Source organism: Streptomyces sp. F001 (genome assembly GCF_004187715.1).
In the GTDB taxonomy this organism is placed as follows: Bacteria; Actinomycetota; Actinomycetes; order Streptomycetales; family Streptomycetaceae; genus Streptomyces; species Streptomyces flavusporus.
Genome location: NZ_QZWF01000006.1, coordinates 69988 through 89582 on the forward strand (window position 1 = coordinate 69988; position 19595 = coordinate 89582).

The following is a 19595-nucleotide window of genomic DNA, read 5'->3' on the forward strand; positions in this document are numbered from 1 at the left end:
TTCACCGGTTGACGATCGATGAGAAGGCGTTGCGTACGTCGGACGCAGACGGCTCGACGTACTCCGCCGACGGAGCGACGCCGTAGTAGGAGAGGAAGTAGGGGCAGCTCGTACCGCCGATCTGCACGCTGCGGTCGGCCACGAGCTTTCCGGTGCGCAGTTCGTACGCCTTCACCGGGACACGGATCTTGTGGAACGTGACGTTTCTGGTGGGCCCACCGGAGTCGGAGTCCCGGTAGGGGCACGTCTCCACGGCGGTTCCGAAGCTCGCCGTTCCCACACACACGATCAGTGCGGCATCCTCCGGGATCTGTGCCTCCCAGCGGTCGGGCAGCTTCTCCGTGTACTCGTCGTCGCCCACGAAGAGCGCGGGGTTCGATCCTTTGCGATAGGCGGGCGCGCCGCTGTACTTCGCCGGTGCCGCGCAGTACCCGCCCGTCGCGTTGCTCTTCGTGTCGTGCACCAGTTCTCGGACGTGGTCCAGCTGGATGCCGAGGGTGACCTTGCGCAGCCCGCTGCGGGCCTGCTTCGTGCGGGTGTCGTCCGGGTGCTCGTCGAGGAGTTGCCGGTATCGCGACCGGGCCTGCGTCCACTGCTGCTCGCCCAGGAGGTCGTCGCCGCAGCCGCGGAGGGCGGCCGGCGCGGTCCGGTCGGCGGTGGCCGACGACCGGTCCAGTACGTCGTTGCCGGGCTTGCGCGCGCGGAGCCAGTCGGTGATCCGTACGGTCTCGCACGCGTCGTCCGTGGGCAGGCCGCCGAGGAAGTCGTCCAGGGCCGTCTCGACCGTCTTGTCGTTGCCCGGCTCCTTCAGAAGCGCGGACAGCATCGCGTACCCCGCCCCGAGCGCCTCGACATCGGCGTCGAGAAGCCCCGCGGACAACTCGGCCCGTGCCTCGTCCAGCCGCCCGCAGGCCTCGACGGCCACATCACCACGGGCGGCCTGCGGGGCGCCCACGAGACGGTGGCCGAACCACACGTCCTCCTGCGCGGTCACCACTCCGACGCAGTCCCCGCTCTCGCGCGCCTCGGTGACTCGGTCCTCGATCGCGTGCGCGTCGAACCGCAGCAGCCCGACGACCAGCAGCACAGGGACCGTCACGGCGAGCGCGCGAAGCCACTGCCCGAGCCGTGCCGGGCCCTGCGGCCCAGGCGGTGCAGGGTGCAGCTGAGCGAGGGGTGCCGGTTCCTGCTGCCCGAGGCGCCTCCGCTTCAGCCCCCCGCGCGCCAGGAGCCACCCGTGCGCGACCACCAGCAGCCACCACAGCAGCAGCACGGCCTCGCACCACGTCTCCGCGACCGAGACGGCCGTCCACACGAGCGCGACGGTGACCGTGCCGGCGGCGAAGAACAGCCCACGGCGCCCCATCAGCAGATAACCGACGCCCAGCAACGATGCGTTGCCGACAGCGACGGCCACCGGGTCGCGCTCCGCCCGGACCTCGGGCGGCTCGTCCGCGGCGTACGCCGGCTCGTCCATGATCCTGCCCCCCTTTTCGGTGCTCGGTGTACGCCGGCTCGTATCAGTCGTCGCTCAGGGCCCGGCCGGCGTGCAGGAGATCCATCCGGGCGCGGACGTAGGCCTCGGCTCTGGGCGTGTACAGCAGGGCCACCCCCGGGACCGCGAGGGCGGCAGCGAGGAGGAGGGTGACGCCGCCGTAGAGCGGGTCGGCGAGGGCGAACGGCGTGGCGAACACCAGCGTCACCACCGTCAGACAGCTCACCGTGGTCCGGGCGGTACGCCGTCCGCGGCCGGCCCGGATCCCGAACCAGAAGCAGGCCAGGACGAGCCCGGCCGTCAGGTTCTGCACCCCCGGGTCGGACGACGCCGCCACGGCCGCCACGAACGTCCCCAGGATCACCAGGATCACCGCGAGGGTCACGCTTCCGGGCCGGCGGGCGTCGTCGGGGCTCATCGGTGTTCCTCCCTCGGTGCAGATGTGCGGGCCTTACGGGGCGGCGCGGCACACGAGCGGTAGCGCCCCGCGCCGCCCCGGGCTCCCCCTTGGCATCAATCACACCGCCGTACACCGTTGTTCAGCAGCCCGATCGCGGCACTGAACAATGCGGCGCGGCGGCGAATCCCCGGCTGAACAGCCATTCGCGTGCGAACAGTGAAGACACCGTGAACCACCCGTGCCCCAAGTGCCCGAGGAAGTACACACTGGTACCGCCCACCGAGAGCCGGCGCTACGGGCGGTGACGTCGGCTGTCCGGTGTCAGCAGGTCGAGCGCGTGCCGACGCACATCCCGCCTTGCAGAACCAGGGCTGCTCGGTCTCGGCCTGCCGGCCATTCGCCGCCGCATCAGGCGGTAACTGGCCGTCTCTCAGCCGATCCTGGTCCGGATTTACGCGGGTGCGCCGGGACAGAGACGCTCCGTAAGGGCACCGGGGCCTGTACTTGATCGTCAGCGGCACCAGTTCAGGGCGCCCCGCCGCAGGGCAACCGGCAGCCGTTGTGACCGAACACCACAATCGGCCAACTGTGCACCACAGTTGGCCGATGGTTGCCGGCGATGCCGATCGGGAGCACCCGGGTGTCGACGCCTTGCGTGGGTGAGGCCCGTTCAGTCCGTGCAGGGTGTGCCGGAGATTCCGGCACACCCTGTGAGGCTCATGGACCTGCGCTGTCTCGCGCGCCGGTCATGCAACCGCTGCGGAACCGCAGTATCCATAGTTGGTGCATGCCCGGAACGTCAGGCCCTTGAGCCCGGTGTAGTCATCCCAGAAATCCTCACCCGCCGCGGCGGACTTGACAGGCACCCAGCGACCAGCTCCGTTCCAGGTGGCCTGGAGAATCACCCACTGCCCGTCGGTGGGGGCGGTGTCGTAGAACGAGCCCCAGTAGCTGCCGTAGTAGGTCCCCTGCGAGTCCGCGTACCAAGTCCAGCAGACGTCGGCGTATCCCTTGTTGCTCTTGGCGTACACTGTGCGGCATTTGTCGCCCGGCGCGCTGACAGGACCCGCGCTGTGCGCGGCCGCACTGCCCACGCCGGTCAGGGACGCCATGGCCAGGGTGACTGCCGAGATCAGGAACCCCCGTACACGCTTGTTACGCATGCCCGTTTCTCCCCTCGTCGGTCAGAACGTGTCGATCCAGTGGTGGGTGATGACGGTGCCACTGGCGAGGCAGCGCAGACTCGTGCGCTGGGTCGTGCGCTTCTCGTCGGACCACCGGTAGTCGCCGTCCGAGCAGCGGATGCCGAGGCGCCACCAGCCGCCCCGTGACACGTCGTTGCACACGCCGTAGGCGAAGTTGGGGCCGGTCTTCCACGAGGAGCAGCCGGTCGGGGTCGCTTGGGCGGGAGCGGTCATCACGCCGAGGGCCAGGGCGGTTCCCAGACCGACGGACACAAGAGAGCTGCGAAAACGCATAAACGATCTCCAAAAGCGAGGACTGACGGACTTGTGCTTGCCGACGCCGGCTCAGTTGGCCGGGTCGATCCAGTGGTGGGTGATGACAGCACCGCTGTTGTTGCAGCGCAGACTCGTGCGCTGCGTGGTGTACTTCCAGGCGGACCAGTCGTAGTCGCCGTCCGAGCAGCGGATGCCGAGCCGCCACGCGTCACCTTGCGGTACGCGGTTGCACACGCCGTACGCGAACGTCGGGCTGGTCTGCCACGACGAGCAGCCGGAAGGCGCGGCCTGCGCGGTGACGGCCGGCGCGCCGACCGCGAGCGCGGCACCAAGCCCCAGAAACACCAGGGCATTGCGAACACGCATGAGCTGTCTCCTGTCGATTGCGGTTCGGAGGTCCCGGCAACGTGGGTGCTGCGCCGTGCCAACGGATTCGGCAGCGAAGAATTCGGGCGATGCGGCACTCGATGGCCGGGCAGATCAGAGCTTGCTGACACCAACCGCATCCCGACAACCGCCCTTGCCTGTCCCGGACATCCCGTCCGGAGTTCTGCCTGCTCAGCGGCTTGTCCGAGTTTTGTCCGAGGGGTGTCCCGGACGGGTTCGGACCCGATCCCTTCCGCTCCAGCCCCCGCACGGGAACGGAACCCGAAGAGTGATCACAACCTCACACAGGCAATAGGGCCTGTCCGGCGGATCAGGCCGGCTCCAACGGGCGGTGACTGATCGGCGCAGGTGGGCGTGCCAGGCCCCGCGATTCCGGCATGATCCGCCGGACAGGCCCCAGCGGGGTGGCCGGCCCGTGCCGTCGACGGCGGGATGCCGCCGACGGCGTTCGACCGGGGCAGTTCTTTGCACCGCATCGTGTGAAGCGCTGTCGGGCCAGGATCGCCGTCAGCGGCGACGCCCTGGCACGGCGAGGTTGGGTCTGCGGGGGTTGAAAACCCAGAGGCTCTGGGACTGAGTGGCCCCCAACACCCGGCCGACATCCAGGAGCCAGGGGTTGGACTTCTGGAAGGGGGCGAAGTTGTCGTTGGAGACGATCACTCCGTTGATCTCGTCCGCGATGCTGATCACCAGGGCGTCTCCACGGCCCTCGGTGCCGGCGGGCGGCTGGACCACCGTGCCGCTGGCAATGGCCTCCTCCACCAGCGGTCGTTCCTCCGGGGCGACGTCGTGGCGGAGCGTGGCGTCGACAACGACGTGGATGTCCTTGTCCGGGTTCTTGAACCGCAGCGCCTTGATCGCCGCCTGAAGGGCGAGGAAGCTGGGTCGTCCTCCCGCTGAGCGCGGAGGGCGGCCGTTCCATGCCAGGTTCGACCCGTCGACGACCAGGGCGGCGGACGGCTGCTTGGTCACTGGAGCGGGCTTCTTGGCCAGGGAGGCCGGGGACGGTGGCGCGACGTTCGGCCGGGACGCGTAGTCGGGTCGTCCGCCGGACTGCGCCGTGGCAGGGACCGGCTGAGGGTGAGTGGGCCGGGGCGTTGTGCGCTCCGACGACGGCAGGGCAAACAGTGCCTTGAGCTCTTTCTCGATCTCCGGAGGCACCGTGCTGTCGCCGAAGACCCTGACTTCGCCGTCGAGGACGACCTCGCCGGTCTTCTGAAGGGTTGCCTTCACTGTCAGCAGCCCTTCCTTGCTGTAGGTGTACTCCAGGTCGAACACGCCGTCCTCTGCCTGGGACCGTTGCGGGTAAGCCAGGACGAGCTCGGTCAGTTTGACGTTGTCAGGGTGGTCGACGGGCCGGTCGGGGTCTCCTTCCCACACTTCCACGGTCAGTCGGCGCACTCCGTCCTGGGACGGTTGATAGGACTTGCTCCGCTGCTGGGGCAGTCTCTGGTTACGGTCGATGAGCGAGCTGAAGGCGCGCTTGCCGTGACGGTCCTTCGTGACCGTCCCCAACGCGTGGGTGTTGACGACTCGGATGATGCTCTTCAGCTCGCCGTCCATGGCCGCCGCGCTGATGGCGGCACCTTCGGCGACGGCGGTCATCGGATTGCACAGCTCGGGGCCGACCAGTTCGCAATCCAGTGCTTCGGCCACGGCCTCGCGCACCGCGGGGATCTGGCTGCTGCCTCCGATCATCAGTACCGCTGTGAGCTCGCTCGGGTCTATGCGGGCTTGTTCGAGGCATTGCTCGACCGGGTCGAGTGCCCGGCTGATCAGGTCCTGGATCCCGGCGGAGAACTCGTCCTGGCCGATCTCCACGGCAATTCCGTCCGGGGTCGTGATGCGTACGGACTCCTGGGAAGACAACAGGATCTTGTTGCGTTCGAGGTCGAGGCGGAACTGCCGCTGCTCGGACTCGGACCACTGCCTGCGTGCGGGCGCCCGGTCGAGGACCATGCGGCGCAGACGTTCGTCGATCTCCAGACCGCCGAGCTGGTTGACGCCACGGCTGGCCTTCTCGTCGAAAAAGCCGTCGTCGTGCAGCAGCAGCGTGGCGTCCATGGTTCCGCCGCCCCAGTCGAAGACGAGGAACTCGCCCTCCTCCTCCACAGCGTGCGCGTAGGCGATGGCCGCGGCCGTGGGCTCGTTGAGCAGGGTCTTGACCGTGATGCCCGCCGCCCGTGCCGCTTCACGGGTACGGAAGCGGGCCGCGCCGGTGGCGTTGGCCGGGACGGTGATGACGGCTTCCCCGATCTCGGTCGCCGCCTCCTCCTCCGCGGCTGCGGCCATGGAGCGGAAGACCCCGGCGGCCGCGGTGGTCGCGGCGAATCGCCGCCCTCCGATCGTGACGAGGGGCTCCTCCCGCAGCATGCGCTTGCACGCTTCGACGGCCTTCTCGGAGCGGAGCTTGGCCTCCCAGCCGAAGAGGGCGCCCGCCCGGAGGGAACTGGTGCCCACGACCGACGGGTAGAGCTTCTCGAAGCCGGGTCGCTCCCAGTCGGCGTCGAGTCCCTGTCCGCCGAGTTCCAGGATCTCGACGTATGCGCCGTTCCACTGTGCAGCCACCGAGTTGGTGGTGCCGAAGTCGATACCCGTTGTCACTCTTCCTCCCCCACTGCACTGTTGCGCGCGGAAACCCTCCGCAGGTGTCCGGCCAGAACGACCTTGCCGGTCAGTTCATCCACGTATGCCGGACGCAGTACCTCGAAGCTGTCGCCTTCGCCCTCGGTGACGACGAACCGGTCCCCTTCCTCCGGCTCGGTCACCCTGAGAATGCGCAACTGTCGCAAATGGTCCTGCAGCGTGCTGCTGACGAGCTCGCCACCGTGGTCCGTCTGCGCCCAGAGCAGTGCGTCGATCTCCGCGAGCCGCCCTGCGAACTGGGCCCGGGTCCGGAACTCGTCCAGAACGGCCTTACGGACGGCCACGTTGAGGCCGGCGGCCGGGACGGCTTCGCCGGCCGTCGTGGTCTCCAGAGCTGCGGGGATCCGTTCGACCACGCCCTGGATGATCGTCTTGGCGTCGATGGGCTCCGGCGCCTGGGAGACGGCCTGCTGCTTCGCGGTGGCGGGCTGCTCGACCGGCTCCTGCCGCTTCGCTCTGCGGTGCTTCAGTCCGCCGGGCTTGTGCGGCGCGTCCGCACGAGTCTTGCCCGGCTGTATCTGCCCGCAGTGCGGGCATGGGCGATGGGCACGCTCGTTCTTGGGAACCTTCTTCTCACCACGGCGTGCCGCGGTCTTCCTGTTCGGGGCCATGGACTGGTTGCGCCTCGCTCACCATCGTGCGTCATCTGTCAGGAAAATCCGTCAGGGGGTGGGGCCGTGACGGTCGAGGTGGGGTGCGGTACTCCGGAAGTCGTCGAGCAGCTCGACGGCTGCCCGGGCACGAATGGCCTCCAGTTCCGTGCCGCTGGTGAGCGAGGTGCGGCGGGCCATCGGCTCCAAAGGGGGCACCAATTGCCCGGGCACGGCGTCCGGCATCTCGTACCGGGACCTGTCGAGCGGTAGCTGGAAGAACACGTCGAGACCGGCGTCATGGCGAAAGGCGTCGTGGATACGGTCCTCCGCCTGGTTGACGCGCGCCTGACTCGCCTGGTCACCCTCGTGCTCGTACTGCCGGAAGAGTTCCCGGCAGTGGCGCTCCCAGCGTTCGGCTGCATGGTCCAGGCCCAGTTCCAGGAACGGGTTCGTCATCGGCCCCCGCTGGTTCTTCGGCGTGGATCTCCACGTGCGGACGAGGGCGAGATTACGTTCGGCCACGGCACTGCCGGTCCCTGTTGCCTTACGGGCGTGTTCTTCCGCCAGGGCGAGCTTCTCGCTCCCGGCGGCGGTGGCCGACGTGACCACGGCCACGTAGGCCGCGATGGTGTACGCCTCACACACCAACCCGGCAGGCAGCGACCGGACGGCGCGGTCCCGCAGGAAGGAGTCCGCCTGACGGCCCGCCGCCTCCATGTCTCCGGACTTGGCCAGGTCGTAGGCGCGCCTGAGCGCGACCAGAGCGTGGAAGTCGCTGCGCGTCGGATCGACGGGTTCGGTCGGCTGCCACAGGGCGGCCATCGGTTTCCACAATCCCTTGTCGCGGACCGTCTCCATGGCCCACTGCCCGTTCAGGGCCCCCGACTTCAGGTTGCGCAGTTCGATCTGCTGGGCGCGCGGCAGGACGGCGTCCAGGGCGCCGAGGGACGGGAGGTGGGCCTCCGCCACGACGTCGTACAACAGGTCCCAGACGTCCTCTGGTTCCTTCCGCACGATCTCGTCGCCGTCCAGGAACGCGCGGCGGCGCAGGAAGCCGTCCCAGCCGAGTCGCGCGGCGTCCCGTGGGTTGACGGATGCCGGGGCCAGACGCGCACGCAGGTAGAGCGCGTCAGCCTCCTCGCGCGCTTCCCAGGGCCGGTCCTCCGCCAGCAGACCGCCGTGGTCCACGAGGTCGTCGATGACGGACAGCGGCGCCCACGGCAGAACCTGCGGCAGATGTGTGTTCGGTACGGGGATCGCGCCGCGCGTCGCCGCCGTGGCAAACAGGGAGAACGCCGGCCCTCCCGAGACCGCTCGGGATTTCACGTTGACGAGTTCGATCCCCGGGGCGGTCGAGCACAGGATCCGGCACCGTTCCGATCCGGGCTCGTTGAGCCAGCGCACCCCCGTGGCCCACAAGGAACGCAGATGGCCGAGGACGCCGTCCGGCTCCAGGGTCGCGAGGCCGGCCCGGACCGCCGGAAGCAAGGTCTCGCGGTCCGGTGTCCCCGCGACAGCACGGCTCAGTGTGTCGCGCTGGCCGTCCGTCAGCGTGGGCGCCTCAGCAACGTCCTTCAGCAGCGCCAGCACGGCCTCGACGGCCTCACCACCGTTGACGCCCAGCCAACGCCACTTCCGTTGCGCGAAGCCGTTCGCGCCGGCCGGTTCACGGCTCAGCCGGCGCTCCCGTGCTCTCGCCAGACGCTCCTTCTCGGCGGCTATCGCCGCACGGCGGGCGGCAACGGGGTCGGTCATGTCGTACACGCCGACAGAGTAACCGCACACAGGGACTTCACCTAGCCCTCACCTGAACCACAAATCCGCAGGTAACCTGCCTGCCAAAGGGCGTACAGCAGTTGGGGCGGACCCATGCCCCTGCCTCAGCCGACCCTCGTCCACTCCTGGCACCGGTTCGTCTTGAAGTACTCCCCGTTGTTGAGCGTCACCCGCCCCGGCCCGTTGAGGTTGTTGTTGGCGATGATGGAGTCGAACTCGCCGCTGGCATCCTTGGCGCGCTCCCAGTAGCAGCCCCACTCGTCCTCCGGGCCGGCGGTCTTGTACGTGCCGGGCTTGATGTCCTCGCCGACGAGGTACTCGCCTTCGCCCGAGAAGCTGGCGGCAGGGCCGGACTGCTTGGTCTCCTTGGGAGTGGCGGTGACCGTCTCGGTGACCGTGGGGCCGGGTTCGGCCTCCGCCCTCGCAGTCTCGGTGACGGTCACCGCCGGTCCGGGCTCAGCCTTCGCGTGGGCCGTGTCGCCGCCCCCACCGCTGGAGCCGATACCAACTCCGACGAAGAGGGAGACGAGAGGGACGACGCCGTAGATGACCCAGCCCTTGCGGCGTCTCGGGGACTTGGGGCTGCCGAGTGGAGGCGGCGGGGTGCCCCACGGAGCCTGCTGGGGCTGCGGGCCCTGAGAGCCGCCCTGCGCGCCGGGGTTCGGGGTCGGAGTGGTCATGGTCGAGCTCCGTTCGGTTCGGGACATGTGGTGATCACGTCGGTGCGTCCGCGGTCCCGGCGCACGGCGCAGCCGGTGCGGGCATGACGGATGAACACCCTCCGCAGACCGACGCTCACTGCGGAAGCATCACCAGGTAAGCATGTCCGTGAAAGCACCGTCAAACACATTGACAGATTTGACGGGTGCTATAGGTTGTTAACCGTTCGCTACCGAGAGGCCCAGGACTCCGCGATGCCCCAGCCATCCGCCCAGGTGACCGCCGCCGAGATCTCCCGCATCGCGGGGGTCACCCGCGCCACCGTCAGCAACTGGCGCCGCCGGCACGACGACTTCCCCGCGCCCTCGGGAGGCACGGAGAGCAGCCCGTTGTACGACCTGGAGGAGGTCCGCGCCTGGCTCGCGGCCCGTGGGCAGGCAGCGGCGGCCAGCCCGGCGGAGGAGCTGCGCACGGTGCTGCGCCTGCACGCACAGAGCGGTAAGCCCGGTGCCTCCGACCTGCTCCCCCTCGTTCTCGCGGCGGCCCGCCGCACCCCGGACGAGCTGACCGCACTCGCGAATCTGCCGGACGCGGAGCTGGCAGAGCACGCCGACGATGCGGTGGCGGACGTGGCCGACGTCGTACCGGCAACGGACACCGCGCGCTTCACGCCCGACGAGGCCACCGTCCTGCGGGCGCTGCTCCTCTGTGTGCGCGACCAGGGCGGCGAGGTCGCGCTGGGCGTACTCGCGGAACGGGAGCTGGAGGACAGCGCCGCGTCCGGGACGTACCGGACACCGGAACCTCTCGCCGACCTCATGGCCCGCCTGGTCCCCGGCGCCCCGGCGCGCGTCCTCGACCCCGCGTGCGGCAGCGGCAGCCTGTTGGCGGCAGCTGCCCGGCGCGGCACGAGCGCGCTGTACGGCCAGGACACCGTGCCGGTGCAGGCCCGGCGCAGTGCGGTGAGCCTGACGCTGACGGCACCCGAGGCCACGACGGTCACGGTGCGCACCGGCGACAGCCTGCGCACGGACGCCTTCGCGGACCTCGTCGCCGACGCCGTTCTGTGCAACCCGCCCTACGGCGACCGGGACTGGGGCCACGACGAGCTGGCCTACGATCCGCGTTGGGCGTACGGCTTCCCGGCCCGCGCCGAGTCCGAGCTGGCCTGGGTGCAGCACGCGCTCGCGCACCTCGAACCGGGCGGCCACGCGGTGATGCTCCTGCCGCCGGCGACGGCGACGCGGGCCTCGGGCCGTCGCGTACGGGCGGAACTCGTCCGCGCCGGCGCACTGCGCGCGGTCCTGGCGCTGCCGCCGGGCGCGGCGACCCCGCTCCACATCGGCCTGCACCTCTGGGTGCTGCAGCGCCCGGAGCCGGGCGGCCCGGAACGCAAGTCGGTGCTGTTCGTCGACACGGCGGACGCGGCAGTTGGCTCGGGTTCCGGTACCGCTTCCGGTACGGCAAGGACCCGTACGCGAGGGGGCGGGCGTTCGGCGGCGCTGGACTGGACGGCGATCAGTGAGCGGGCGGTCGCGGCGTGGACCGCGTTCGCGGCGGACCCGGACGCGTTCGAGGGCGAGGCCGGGGTCGCACGTGCGGTGACGGTCGTGGACCTGTTGGACGAGGTCGTCGACCTGACCCCCGCACGGCAGGTTCGGGCCTCGCGGGCGGATGTCGACCCGGATGAGCTGTCGGCAGAGGTCGAGGCGACGCGGCGGAAGCTGGTGACGGCGGCCAAGTCCCTTGACCAGGCGGGCCAGAACGCCGAGTGGAGCCCCGCGGGCACCTCCGCACGGGAGTGGCGTACGGCGACGGCGTCGGACCTGGCGAGGGGCGGGGCGCTGACGCTGCTGCGGACGGTCCCCGAGGCCCCGAGGCGGGCCGAGCAGGGCGACGGCGCGGCGGCGGAACCCCGGCCGGTGCTCACCGGCTCGGACATCGCCAGGGGCACCGGTCCGACCGGCGACGCGGCGGAGCTGCGCAGTGAGGCGGCGGCGGTCATCGCGGTCGGGGACGTGCTGGTTCGGGCGGTCGCGAGCGACGGGGGCGCCATGGCGCGGGTCGCGGGCGAGGAGGAGGCCGGTGCGCTGCTCGGCCTCCACGTGCACCTGTTCCGCCCGGACCCGGCGCGCCTGGACGCCTGGTTCCTGGCCGGCTTCCTGGGCGCCGAGGACAACATCGCGGGCGCGTCCACCGGTAGCTCGGTGCTGCACATCAGCCCCGGCAGGCTGCGGGTCCCGCTGTTGCCGCTGGAGGAGCAGAGGCGGTACGGGGAGGCGTTTCGGCGCGTGCACGAACTTCGGGTGGAGGCGCAGCGGGCGACGCGGCTGGCGGAGGAAACGGCGCGGCTGCTGTCAGGCGGGCTCACGGGCGGCCAGTTGCTGCCCTCGCGGGAGACGGCGGGGGTACGCGGCCGAGGTGGCGATTCGCCCCGTTAGGCACGCAGGCCTTCACACATAGACCACACTTGTCGGACCGGCCGTCGGTCAACCGGCTCGGGCGGTGGGGTTGGGACATTTCGGAAGGAATCCGGGGATCCAGTTGAACAGCAGTAAGCACACGGAGTTGGCGAACCACGCGTGGTCCGTCGCCGACCTCCTGCGGGGGGACTACAAGCAGTCCGACTACGGCAAGGTCATCCTGCCGTTCACCGTGCTGCGGCGCCTGGAGTGCGTGCTGGAGCCGACGCGCGAGAAGGTCGCGGAGCTGGCTGACCAGCACAAGGAGAGCGGGATCGACCCGGACCGCTTCCTGCGCCGGGCCTCGGGCCACTCCTTCTACAACAAGTCCCGCCTGACCCTGAAGAAGATCGCGGCGGACCCGCAGAACGCGGCGCAGAACCTCCTGGTGTACGTGGGGGCGTTCTCGGACAACGCGCGGGGCGTGCTGGACCGCTTCGAGTTCGCGCAGCAGATCAAGCGGCTGGACGGCGCCGGGCTGCTCTACAAGGTCATCGGCAAGTTCACCGACCTGGACCTGCGCCCCGAGGTCGTGCCCAACCACAACATGGGCTACATCTTCGAGGAACTGATCCGCCGCTTCGCGGAACAGTCGAACGAGACGGCTGGTGAGCACTTCACGCCGCGTGAGGTCATCCAGCTGATGGTGCGGCTGCTCGTCGCCCCGGACGGCGACGGACTCCAGCTCCCCGGTACGGTGCGCACGGTCCTCGACCCGGCCTGCGGCACGGGCGGCATGCTCTCCGCGATGGACGACCTCATCACCGAGCTCAACCCGGACGCCACGGTGGAGGTGTACGGGCAGGAGCTCAACCCCGAGTCGTGGGCGATCTGCCGGTCCGACCTCATGATCAAGGGCCAGAACCCGGAGAACATCGCCTTCGGCAACTCCTTCTCCGACGACGGGCACGCCCGTAAGTCCTTCGACTACATGCTGGCCAACCCGCCGTTCGGCGTGGAGTGGAAGAAGGTCAAGGAGGACGTCGAGCACGAGCACAAGTCGCTGGGCGAGGCCGGCCGCTTCGGAGCGGGGCTGCCGCGCATCAACGACGGCTCGCTGCTGTTCCTCCAGCACATGATCTCGAAGATGAAGCCGGTGGATGTGAACGGCGGGGGCGGCTCGCGGCTCGCGATCGTCTTCAACGGCTCGCCGCTGTTCACGGGCGCGGCGGGGTCGGGTGAGTCGGAGATCCGCCGCTGGATCCTCGAGAACGACTGGCTCGAGGGCATCGTCGCCCTGCCGGACCAGCTCTTCTACAACACCGGCATCTCGACGTACTTCTGGATCCTGACGAACAGGAAGAGCCCGGACCACAAGGGCAAGGTCGTGCTGCTGGACGCGCGCGACCAGTGGCAGAAGATGCGGAAGTCGCTGGGCGACAAGCGCAAGGAGCTGGGCGCGGACCACATCGCCACAGTGGTCAAGTTGTACGGTGAGGCCCTGGCGGTTGCGGGCGACGCGGAGTACCCGCTGCACAGCAAGGTGAAGGTCTTCTGGAACGAGGACTTCGGGTACCAGCGGATCACGGTGGAGCGCCCGCTGAAGCTGCGGTTCGAGGTCACGGAGGCGACGCCGGCTGAACTGGAGGCGTCCAAGGTGATCCAGAAGCTTCCGCAGGCTCCGGCCTTGGCTGACGCGTTCAAGTCCCTGATGGGCACGAGCTGGGCCACCAAGCAGGAGGCCTGGCTGGCCCTGAAGGACGCTGTGGTCCAGGCCGGCGGGACGTGGCTCACGGGGGCGCCGTTCAACAAGGCGCTGCGGGATGTGCTCGGGGTGCGGGACCCGGAGGGCGAGGTCCAGTTCGTCAAGGGACAGCCCGAGCCGGATGCGGAGCTGCGGGACTACGAGAACGTGCCGCTGGGTGAGGACGTCGAGGAGTACCTGGCGCGGGAGGTCCACCCGCATGTGCCGGACGCATGGATCGACCACAGCAAGACGAAGATCGGGTACGAGATTCCGTTCACGCGGCACTTCTACGTGTACGAGCCGCCGCAGCCGTTGGCGGAGATCGACGCGGAGTTGAAGGCCCTTGAGGCGGAGATTCAGGGGCTTTTGGGGGAGGTTACGGAATGAGTAGCTGGCGCAACCTTCGACTCAAGGACCTCTGCATCGACGCGGGCCAATATGGCCTCAACGTCTCGGCAGAAACATACGTGCAGTCGGGAGTGCGTCTCCTGCGTACCACGGACATCAGTAGTGGCGTACTGACACCTGACGAATCTGGGGTCTTTGTCGAAACCGTTCCCGAGGCGCGATTCACCCTCACCGCCGGGGACCTGCTTCTGTCCCGCAGTGGAACACCGCCCGGACAGTCCTATCTGGTTCGCCCGGCTGACGCAGGAATGACGTTCGCAGGCTACTTGGTCAGATTTCGACCTCGCTCGAATGCGGACCCCCGGTTCCTCGCCTACGTTGCCCGCAGCGCTCCGTTCCAGCACACCATTCAAGCCGAGTCCGTATCGTCAACGATTCAGAACTTCAACGCCGAGCGCTACGCAAACATTCGCGTCGCAGCCCCGGACGTCACTCAGCAACGGCGCATCGCCGACTTCCTCGACGCAGCCACCAGCCGGATCGACGCGCTACGTGATCTCAGTCTGCGCCAGACGAACCTCCTCGCCCACCGGCTGCAGGAGCTGATGCGGAGAGAAACATCCGCAGGACGGCACCGGACGGTCAAAACGGGCGTTCCTTGGATGCCTGAAATGGCTGAGTCGTGGAAGCTCTTCAAGGTCAGTCGCGAGTTCCGTACGGCAAGCGGAACCACGCCGACGTCAACTCATGAGCACTACTACACCGGTCCGCACCCGTGGGTGAACAGTTCCGACGTCAGGGACAGCGTTATCGAACACGTTGAGAAGAGTGTGACCGACGAGGCGCTCCAGGAGTTTCCGGCGTTGAAGCTGATCCCCGCCGGATCCCTCGTCGTCGCCCTGTACGGCCAAGGGGCGACCAAAGGGAGAGTCGGCATCCTCACGATGGACGCATGCCTCAACCAGGCGTGCTGTGCCCTGATCCCCAGCGGCGACATCTCTACCGAGTATGCCTACTACTGGTTCCGGGCGCACAAAGAGGGGATCGTCGCGCAGGCAGTCGGCGCCGGTCAGCCCAATCTCAGCCAGGAACTGATGCGCGAATTGCGGATTCCCGCTCCCGACAGGGCCGCTCAGCGGGAAATTGTTCGTCGGCTGAGTGCGCAGGAAGCGCAGATCTCAGCTCAGATCAAACTGCTGCAGCGACGTGACGCTCTGCTGCGTGAACGCCGCCGGTCCCTCATCACCTCCGCGGTGACCGGCCAGTTCGACGTAACCACCGCCAGCGGTCGCAACGTGACCGAAGGAGTCTCCGCATGAGTCCCGTGCACGACGAGTCGTCCTTCGGTTCCGCCATCGTTGCCGCCCTCTGCGAACGCGGCTGGCGCGAGGCGAACCCCGAGGACTACCGGGCCGACCTCGGCCTGGACACCAACGAGCTGTTCACCTTCATCGGCGCGACCCAGCCCGACGAGTGGAACGAACTCCTCACCGTCTACGGCGGCAACCCCAACGAGGCCCAGCGCGGCTTCGCCCAACGCCTCGACCGAGCCATAGCCGACGACGGCCTCCTCCACGTCCTCCGCAACGGCGTCAAGGACCGCGGAGTCCGCCTCCGCGTCGCCTACTTCAAGCCCAACCTCATCTCCGCCGACTCCGTCCTCGACGGCTACCGGGCCAACCGCCTCACCGTCGTCCGCGAACTCCCCTACGCCACCAAGCAGGCGGACTGGGGGCACCGCCTCGACCTCACCCTGTTCCTCAACGGCATCCCAATCGCCACAGCCGAGTTGAAGAACCCGCTCACCGGACAGGGTGTCGAGCAGGCCAAGGAGCAGTACCGGACCGACCGGGACCCGACCGAGCTGATCTTCACCCGACGGGTCATCGCGAACTTCGCCGTCGACCCGGACCTGGTCTTCGTCACCACGCAACTGCGCGGCAAGAGCACCCAGTTCCTGCCGTTCAACACGGGCTCGAGCGGCCCCGGCCAGCCCGGCGGAGCCGGGAACCCGGCGCCCACCACCCACGGCACGTACGCCACGTCCTACCTCTGGGAACAGGTCTGGCAGCGCGACAACTGGCTCGACCTCCTCCAGCGTTTCGTGCACCAGCAGAAGCACAAGACGCCCGGCGGCGGCACCACCAAATCGACGATCTTCCCCCGCTTCCACCAGTGGGACGTGGTCCGCAAGCTCACCGCGCACGCGTCTGTCCACGGCGCCGGCCAGAACTACCTGGTCATGGCCTCCGCCGGCTCCGGCAAGTCGAACACCATCGGCTGGCTGGCCCACCGCCTCAGCGACCTGCACGCCCGCCGCGATCCGCACGTTCTCAGGCCCGACGCCCTCGCCGACGGCCGCATCAAGCCGGGCGAGCCCGTCTTCGACAAGGTCATCGTCATCACCGACCGCCGCGCCCTGGACGCCCAGCTCGCAGCCACCGTCGGCAGCTTCTCGCAGACGGACGGCCTGGTCGTGAAGGTCGACGAGAAGCACGGGGCCAAGAGCGAGCAGCTCGCCCGCGCCCTCTCCCGGGACACCGGCAAGATCGTCACGGTCACCCTGCACTCGTTCCCGGCGCTGCTGGACTACATCAAGCGCAACCCGACCGAGATCAAGGGCACCCGCTTCGCGATCATCGTGGACGAGGCGCACTCCTCCCAGTCCGGTGACGCCGCCACGGCCGTGAAGTCCGCCCTGCGGGACCTCGGCCTGGACGCCGACTCGGACGACGAAGGCGCGACCACGGTCACCGTGGACGACAAGCTGAAGGCGAAGGCGGTGGAACGCTCCCGCGCCGCCAACCTCTCCTACTTCGCCTTCACCGCCACGCCGAAGTCCAAGACGCTCGAACTCTTCGGCACGGAAGGCGTGGAGAACGGCAAGACCGTCTACCGCCCCTTCCACACCTACTCCATGCGCCAGGCCATCGAGGAGGGCTTCATCCTCGATCCCCTGCGCAACTACGTCACGTACAACACCTACTGGAAGCTCGCGAACCTCAACCGCGACGAGAAGGAGGTCGACCCCTCCAAGGCGAACAGCCTGCTCGCCCGGTTCGCGCTCATGCACGAGCACACGGTGTCCCAGCACGCGCAGGTCATCGTCGAGCACTTCGTCACCCACACCCGCGGCCGGCTCGGCGGGCGCGCCAAGGCGATGGTGGTCACGGCCTCCCGCCTCTCCGCCGTGGAGATGGCCCGCGCCATCCGCAGTTACATCAAGGACCGGGACTACGACACCAAGTACCCGGACCTGGGTGTGCTGGTCGCGATCTCCGGCTCTCTCACCATCGACGGCGAGGAGACCACCGAGGTCAAGGAGAACGGCGGCCTCTCCGAAGGCGCGCTTCCGAAGGCCTTCGCCTACACCCGCGCCGACGACAAGGCCGCGAAGGCCGGCGGCAAGGGCCAGCAGGAATACCGGATCCTGGTCGTCGCCGAGAAGTACCAGACCGGCTTCGACCAGCCGCTCCTCACGACCATGTACGTCAACAAGACACTGACCGGCATCGCCGCCGTGCAAACCCTCTCCCGCCTCAACCGCACCGCCGAGCGCAAGTCCCAGGCCGACCTCGCCGTCCTGGACTTCGTCAACGAGGCCGAGGACATCCAGGACGCCTTCCGCCCGTACTTCGAGGAGGCGCACACTCTGCCCTCCGACCCCAACCTCCTCTACACGGCCCAGAGTCGCGTCATGTCCGTGCCGGTCATCTCCGAGCAGGACATGGACGAGTTCGTCGCCGCGTACATCGAGGCGGAGAAGAAGGCAGGGGGCTCCCAGTCCAAGTGGGAGAAGCTCCATGCCGAGCTGTACCGGCTCCTGTCCCCCGCCGTCACCCGCTTCTCCGCCCTCCTGGAGAGCGAGGAGGAGGACGACGTCGAGACCGCCGAGGACTTCCGCGCCAACCTCAACGACTATGTCCGCAAGTACGGCTTCCTCGCGCAGATCGTCCCCTACCAGGACGCCGAGTTGGAGCGCCTGTACCTCTACGGACGCTACCTGCTCAACCGCCTCCCTCGCCTCGCCGACGGCGGAGTCGACATAGGTGAGGTGGATCTGAGCCACCTGCGCGTCGAGAAGACCGGCGAGCACGACGTGTCGCTCAGCCCCGAGGGCGCGGCCGAGCTCAAGGGATTCGGCGACGGAGCGGGCGGCGCCAAGGACGCCGAGAAGTCACTGCTGTCCGAGCTGATCGAGAAGTTCAACGCCAAGTTCGGCACGGAGTTCACCGAGGAGGATGTCCTCCCGGCCTTCAACGCCACGAAGAAGGACCCGAAGGTGCGAGCCGCCGCACTCGTCAACGACGAGGAGAACTTCGGCATCGTCTTCGACAAGAAGTTCGAGGAGAACATGATGGACCATGTCTCCACCATCGACACCCTCGGCAAGCGGTACTTCGGCACCGACCGGGACTTCAAGTCCAACCTCGACCGTAGCGCCCGCCGGGCCGCCTGGCGGATGATCCGCCGGGAGGAGGGGCTGGACGAGCTCTGACACACTCGGAGCCCGGTGCGACGCGCGCACCGGGCCCCGGCAGTCTTCCGTGAGTTCAGCGCCCTGCGGCCATCCGCACGAAGCCGGCCCAGGCTTCCGTCCCGAAGGACAGCTTGGCTTCCGTGGGTCGCTTGGAGTCGCGTACCCATACGGCTTCACCGGTCTCGGCGACCTCGATGCACTCGCCGCCCTCCGCGCCGCTGTAGCTGCTCTTGCGCCACGACTCGCCCGTGTTCATAGCTCTCCCAGCACCTTCTCTACGAATCCCAGGGACTCTCGCGGAGTGAGAGCCTGGCTTCGGATGATCCCATAACGCGCTGAGATGGACCGCACCTCATCCCGGTCAGTGACGAGGATGCTGCGTCCCTGCACTTCCAAGTAGGCGATCTGGTCGCCCTTCCTCGGGGTGATCAACGTGAAAGGCCCGTCTACGCCAGCGTTGTCCTCACGGTCGTTCGGCATGACCTGGATCTCGACGTTGCGCTTGTGTCCGATCAGGAGGATGTTTTCCAGAACCCCGCGCAGCACGGACTTACCACCGAACGGTTTGCGGAGCAGGGCCTCCTCGATGACGAAACTCACGAGCGGTGCGGGCCATCGAGTAAAGATCTCTTGGCGCAACAACCGTGCCGCAACTCGCTGTTCAATCGTGTCCTCGTCCAGCAGCGGTCGCCGCATGGCCAACAGTGCGCGCATGTACTCCTCGGTCTGAAGGAGCCCCGGTACGGCTTGCACGGCGTAGAGGAAGAGCTCGTGGGCATCAGCCTCCAGCCGCGCCGCATCCCTGAAGAACGACGGATACTGAGCCCGAGCAATCTCCTCCTTCATGGCCGTCAGCAAACCCCCAGCCCCCAACACCTCATCCGCCTTGTCGATGAACCGAGGCTGCGGAATCCGCCTCCCCTGCTCGATCGACGCCACCGTGTCCGCCGAGTAACCGACCAGCTTGCCGAACTCGGCCCGGTCCAGCCCCGCCCGCGTCCGCAGCAGCTTCAACTGCCGTCCGAACACGGTCACCACGCCCGTCCCCGGCTCGTCCTCCGGTCGCCGCTGCTCCTGCCCCCGCGCCGGCTCCTCGTCCCTCACCTCGGTCATCGTCCTACCGCCTCTCCCCCGCGTACCGACCCGTACAGCACCCGCGCCCGCCCCGTACGAAAGATCGGCGTCAGCGCGTCACCACTGG

The 19595-nt window shown here is 68.5% G+C and carries 15 protein-coding genes; 4 read left to right on the forward strand and 11 right to left on the reverse strand.

What is annotated here, in order from left to right:
• Position 1 precedes the first annotated feature (1 nt).
• The 9 genes from StrepF001_RS23225 to StrepF001_RS23265 all read right to left on the reverse strand — a co-directional run bounded on the left by StrepF001_RS23225 (position 2) and on the right by StrepF001_RS23265 (position 9437).
• A complete protein-coding gene (locus tag StrepF001_RS23225; RefSeq protein WP_129800168.1) occupies positions 2–1477 on the reverse strand; it encodes a hypothetical protein in 1476 nt (491 codons plus the stop codon).
• A gap of 43 nt (positions 1478–1520) precedes the next feature.
• A complete protein-coding gene (locus tag StrepF001_RS23230; protein WP_129800169.1) occupies positions 1521–1913 on the reverse strand; it encodes a hypothetical protein in 393 nt (130 codons plus the stop codon).
• Positions 1914–2641: 728 nt separating this feature from the next.
• Positions 2642–3058, reverse strand: a complete 417-nt coding sequence (locus StrepF001_RS23235; RefSeq protein WP_129800170.1) for a hypothetical protein — start codon at positions 3056–3058, stop codon at positions 2642–2644.
• A 21-nt stretch (positions 3059–3079) separates the two neighbouring features.
• A complete protein-coding gene (locus StrepF001_RS23240) occupies positions 3080–3373 on the reverse strand; it encodes a hypothetical protein (protein WP_129800171.1) in 294 nt (97 codons plus the stop codon).
• A 51-nt stretch (positions 3374–3424) separates the two neighbouring features.
• Complete coding sequence (locus StrepF001_RS23245; protein ID WP_129800172.1) at positions 3425–3721, reverse strand: hypothetical protein; 297 nt, start codon at positions 3719–3721, stop codon at positions 3425–3427.
• 528 nt (positions 3722–4249) lie between these two features.
• Positions 4250–6346 (reverse strand): Hsp70 family protein, encoded by a 2097-nt coding sequence (locus StrepF001_RS23250; protein ID WP_129800173.1) that lies wholly within the window; start codon positions 6344–6346, stop codon positions 4250–4252.
• A complete protein-coding gene (locus StrepF001_RS48190) occupies positions 6343–6999 on the reverse strand; it encodes a hypothetical protein (RefSeq protein WP_240797645.1) in 657 nt (218 codons plus the stop codon). The genes StrepF001_RS23250 and StrepF001_RS48190 overlap by 4 nt, the downstream gene beginning before the upstream one ends.
• A 51-nt stretch (positions 7000–7050) precedes the next feature.
• On the reverse strand, positions 7051–8736 hold the full coding sequence (locus tag StrepF001_RS23260; protein ID WP_129800379.1) for a hypothetical protein: 1686 nt from the start codon (positions 8734–8736) through the stop codon (positions 7051–7053).
• A 125-nt stretch (positions 8737–8861) separates the two neighbouring features.
• Positions 8862–9437: a hypothetical protein gene (locus StrepF001_RS23265; RefSeq protein WP_240797646.1), complete on the reverse strand. Its 576-nt coding sequence runs from the start codon at positions 9435–9437 to the stop codon at positions 8862–8864.
• A gap of 234 nt (positions 9438–9671) precedes the next feature.
• On the opposite strand from StrepF001_RS23265, the gene StrepF001_RS23270 reads away from it, so the two are divergent.
• The 4 genes from StrepF001_RS23270 (at position 9672) to StrepF001_RS23285 (ending at position 18412) form a co-directional block, all read left to right on the forward strand.
• The gene (locus StrepF001_RS23270) at positions 9672–11858 is read left to right on the forward strand and encodes an N-6 DNA methylase (protein WP_206306923.1); all 2187 of its coding nucleotides are present in this window, start codon (positions 9672–9674) and stop codon (positions 11856–11858) included.
• Positions 11859–11961: 103 nt separating this feature from the next.
• Positions 11962–13953 (forward strand): class I SAM-dependent DNA methyltransferase, encoded by a 1992-nt coding sequence (locus StrepF001_RS23275; RefSeq protein WP_129800174.1) that lies wholly within the window; start codon positions 11962–11964, stop codon positions 13951–13953.
• Positions 13950–15233, forward strand: a complete 1284-nt coding sequence (locus tag StrepF001_RS23280) for a restriction endonuclease subunit S (RefSeq protein WP_129800175.1) — start codon at positions 13950–13952, stop codon at positions 15231–15233. Before StrepF001_RS23275 ends, StrepF001_RS23280 begins: the two co-directional genes overlap by 4 nt.
• Positions 15230–18412 carry a type I restriction endonuclease gene (locus tag StrepF001_RS23285; protein ID WP_129800176.1) on the forward strand — a complete coding sequence of 1061 codons (3183 nt, stop codon included), beginning with the start codon at positions 15230–15232 and terminating at the stop codon, positions 18410–18412. Before StrepF001_RS23280 ends, StrepF001_RS23285 begins: the two co-directional genes overlap by 4 nt.
• 55 nt (positions 18413–18467) lie before the next feature.
• Here the strand turns inward: StrepF001_RS23285 and StrepF001_RS23290 are convergent, their stop codons facing one another.
• A complete protein-coding gene (locus tag StrepF001_RS23290; RefSeq protein WP_129800177.1) occupies positions 18468–18650 on the reverse strand; it encodes a DUF397 domain-containing protein in 183 nt (60 codons plus the stop codon).
• Positions 18647–19507, reverse strand: a complete 861-nt coding sequence (locus StrepF001_RS23295) for a helix-turn-helix transcriptional regulator (protein ID WP_129800178.1) — start codon at positions 19505–19507, stop codon at positions 18647–18649. The genes StrepF001_RS23290 and StrepF001_RS23295 overlap by 4 nt, the downstream gene beginning before the upstream one ends.
• Positions 19508–19595 lie beyond the last annotated feature (88 nt).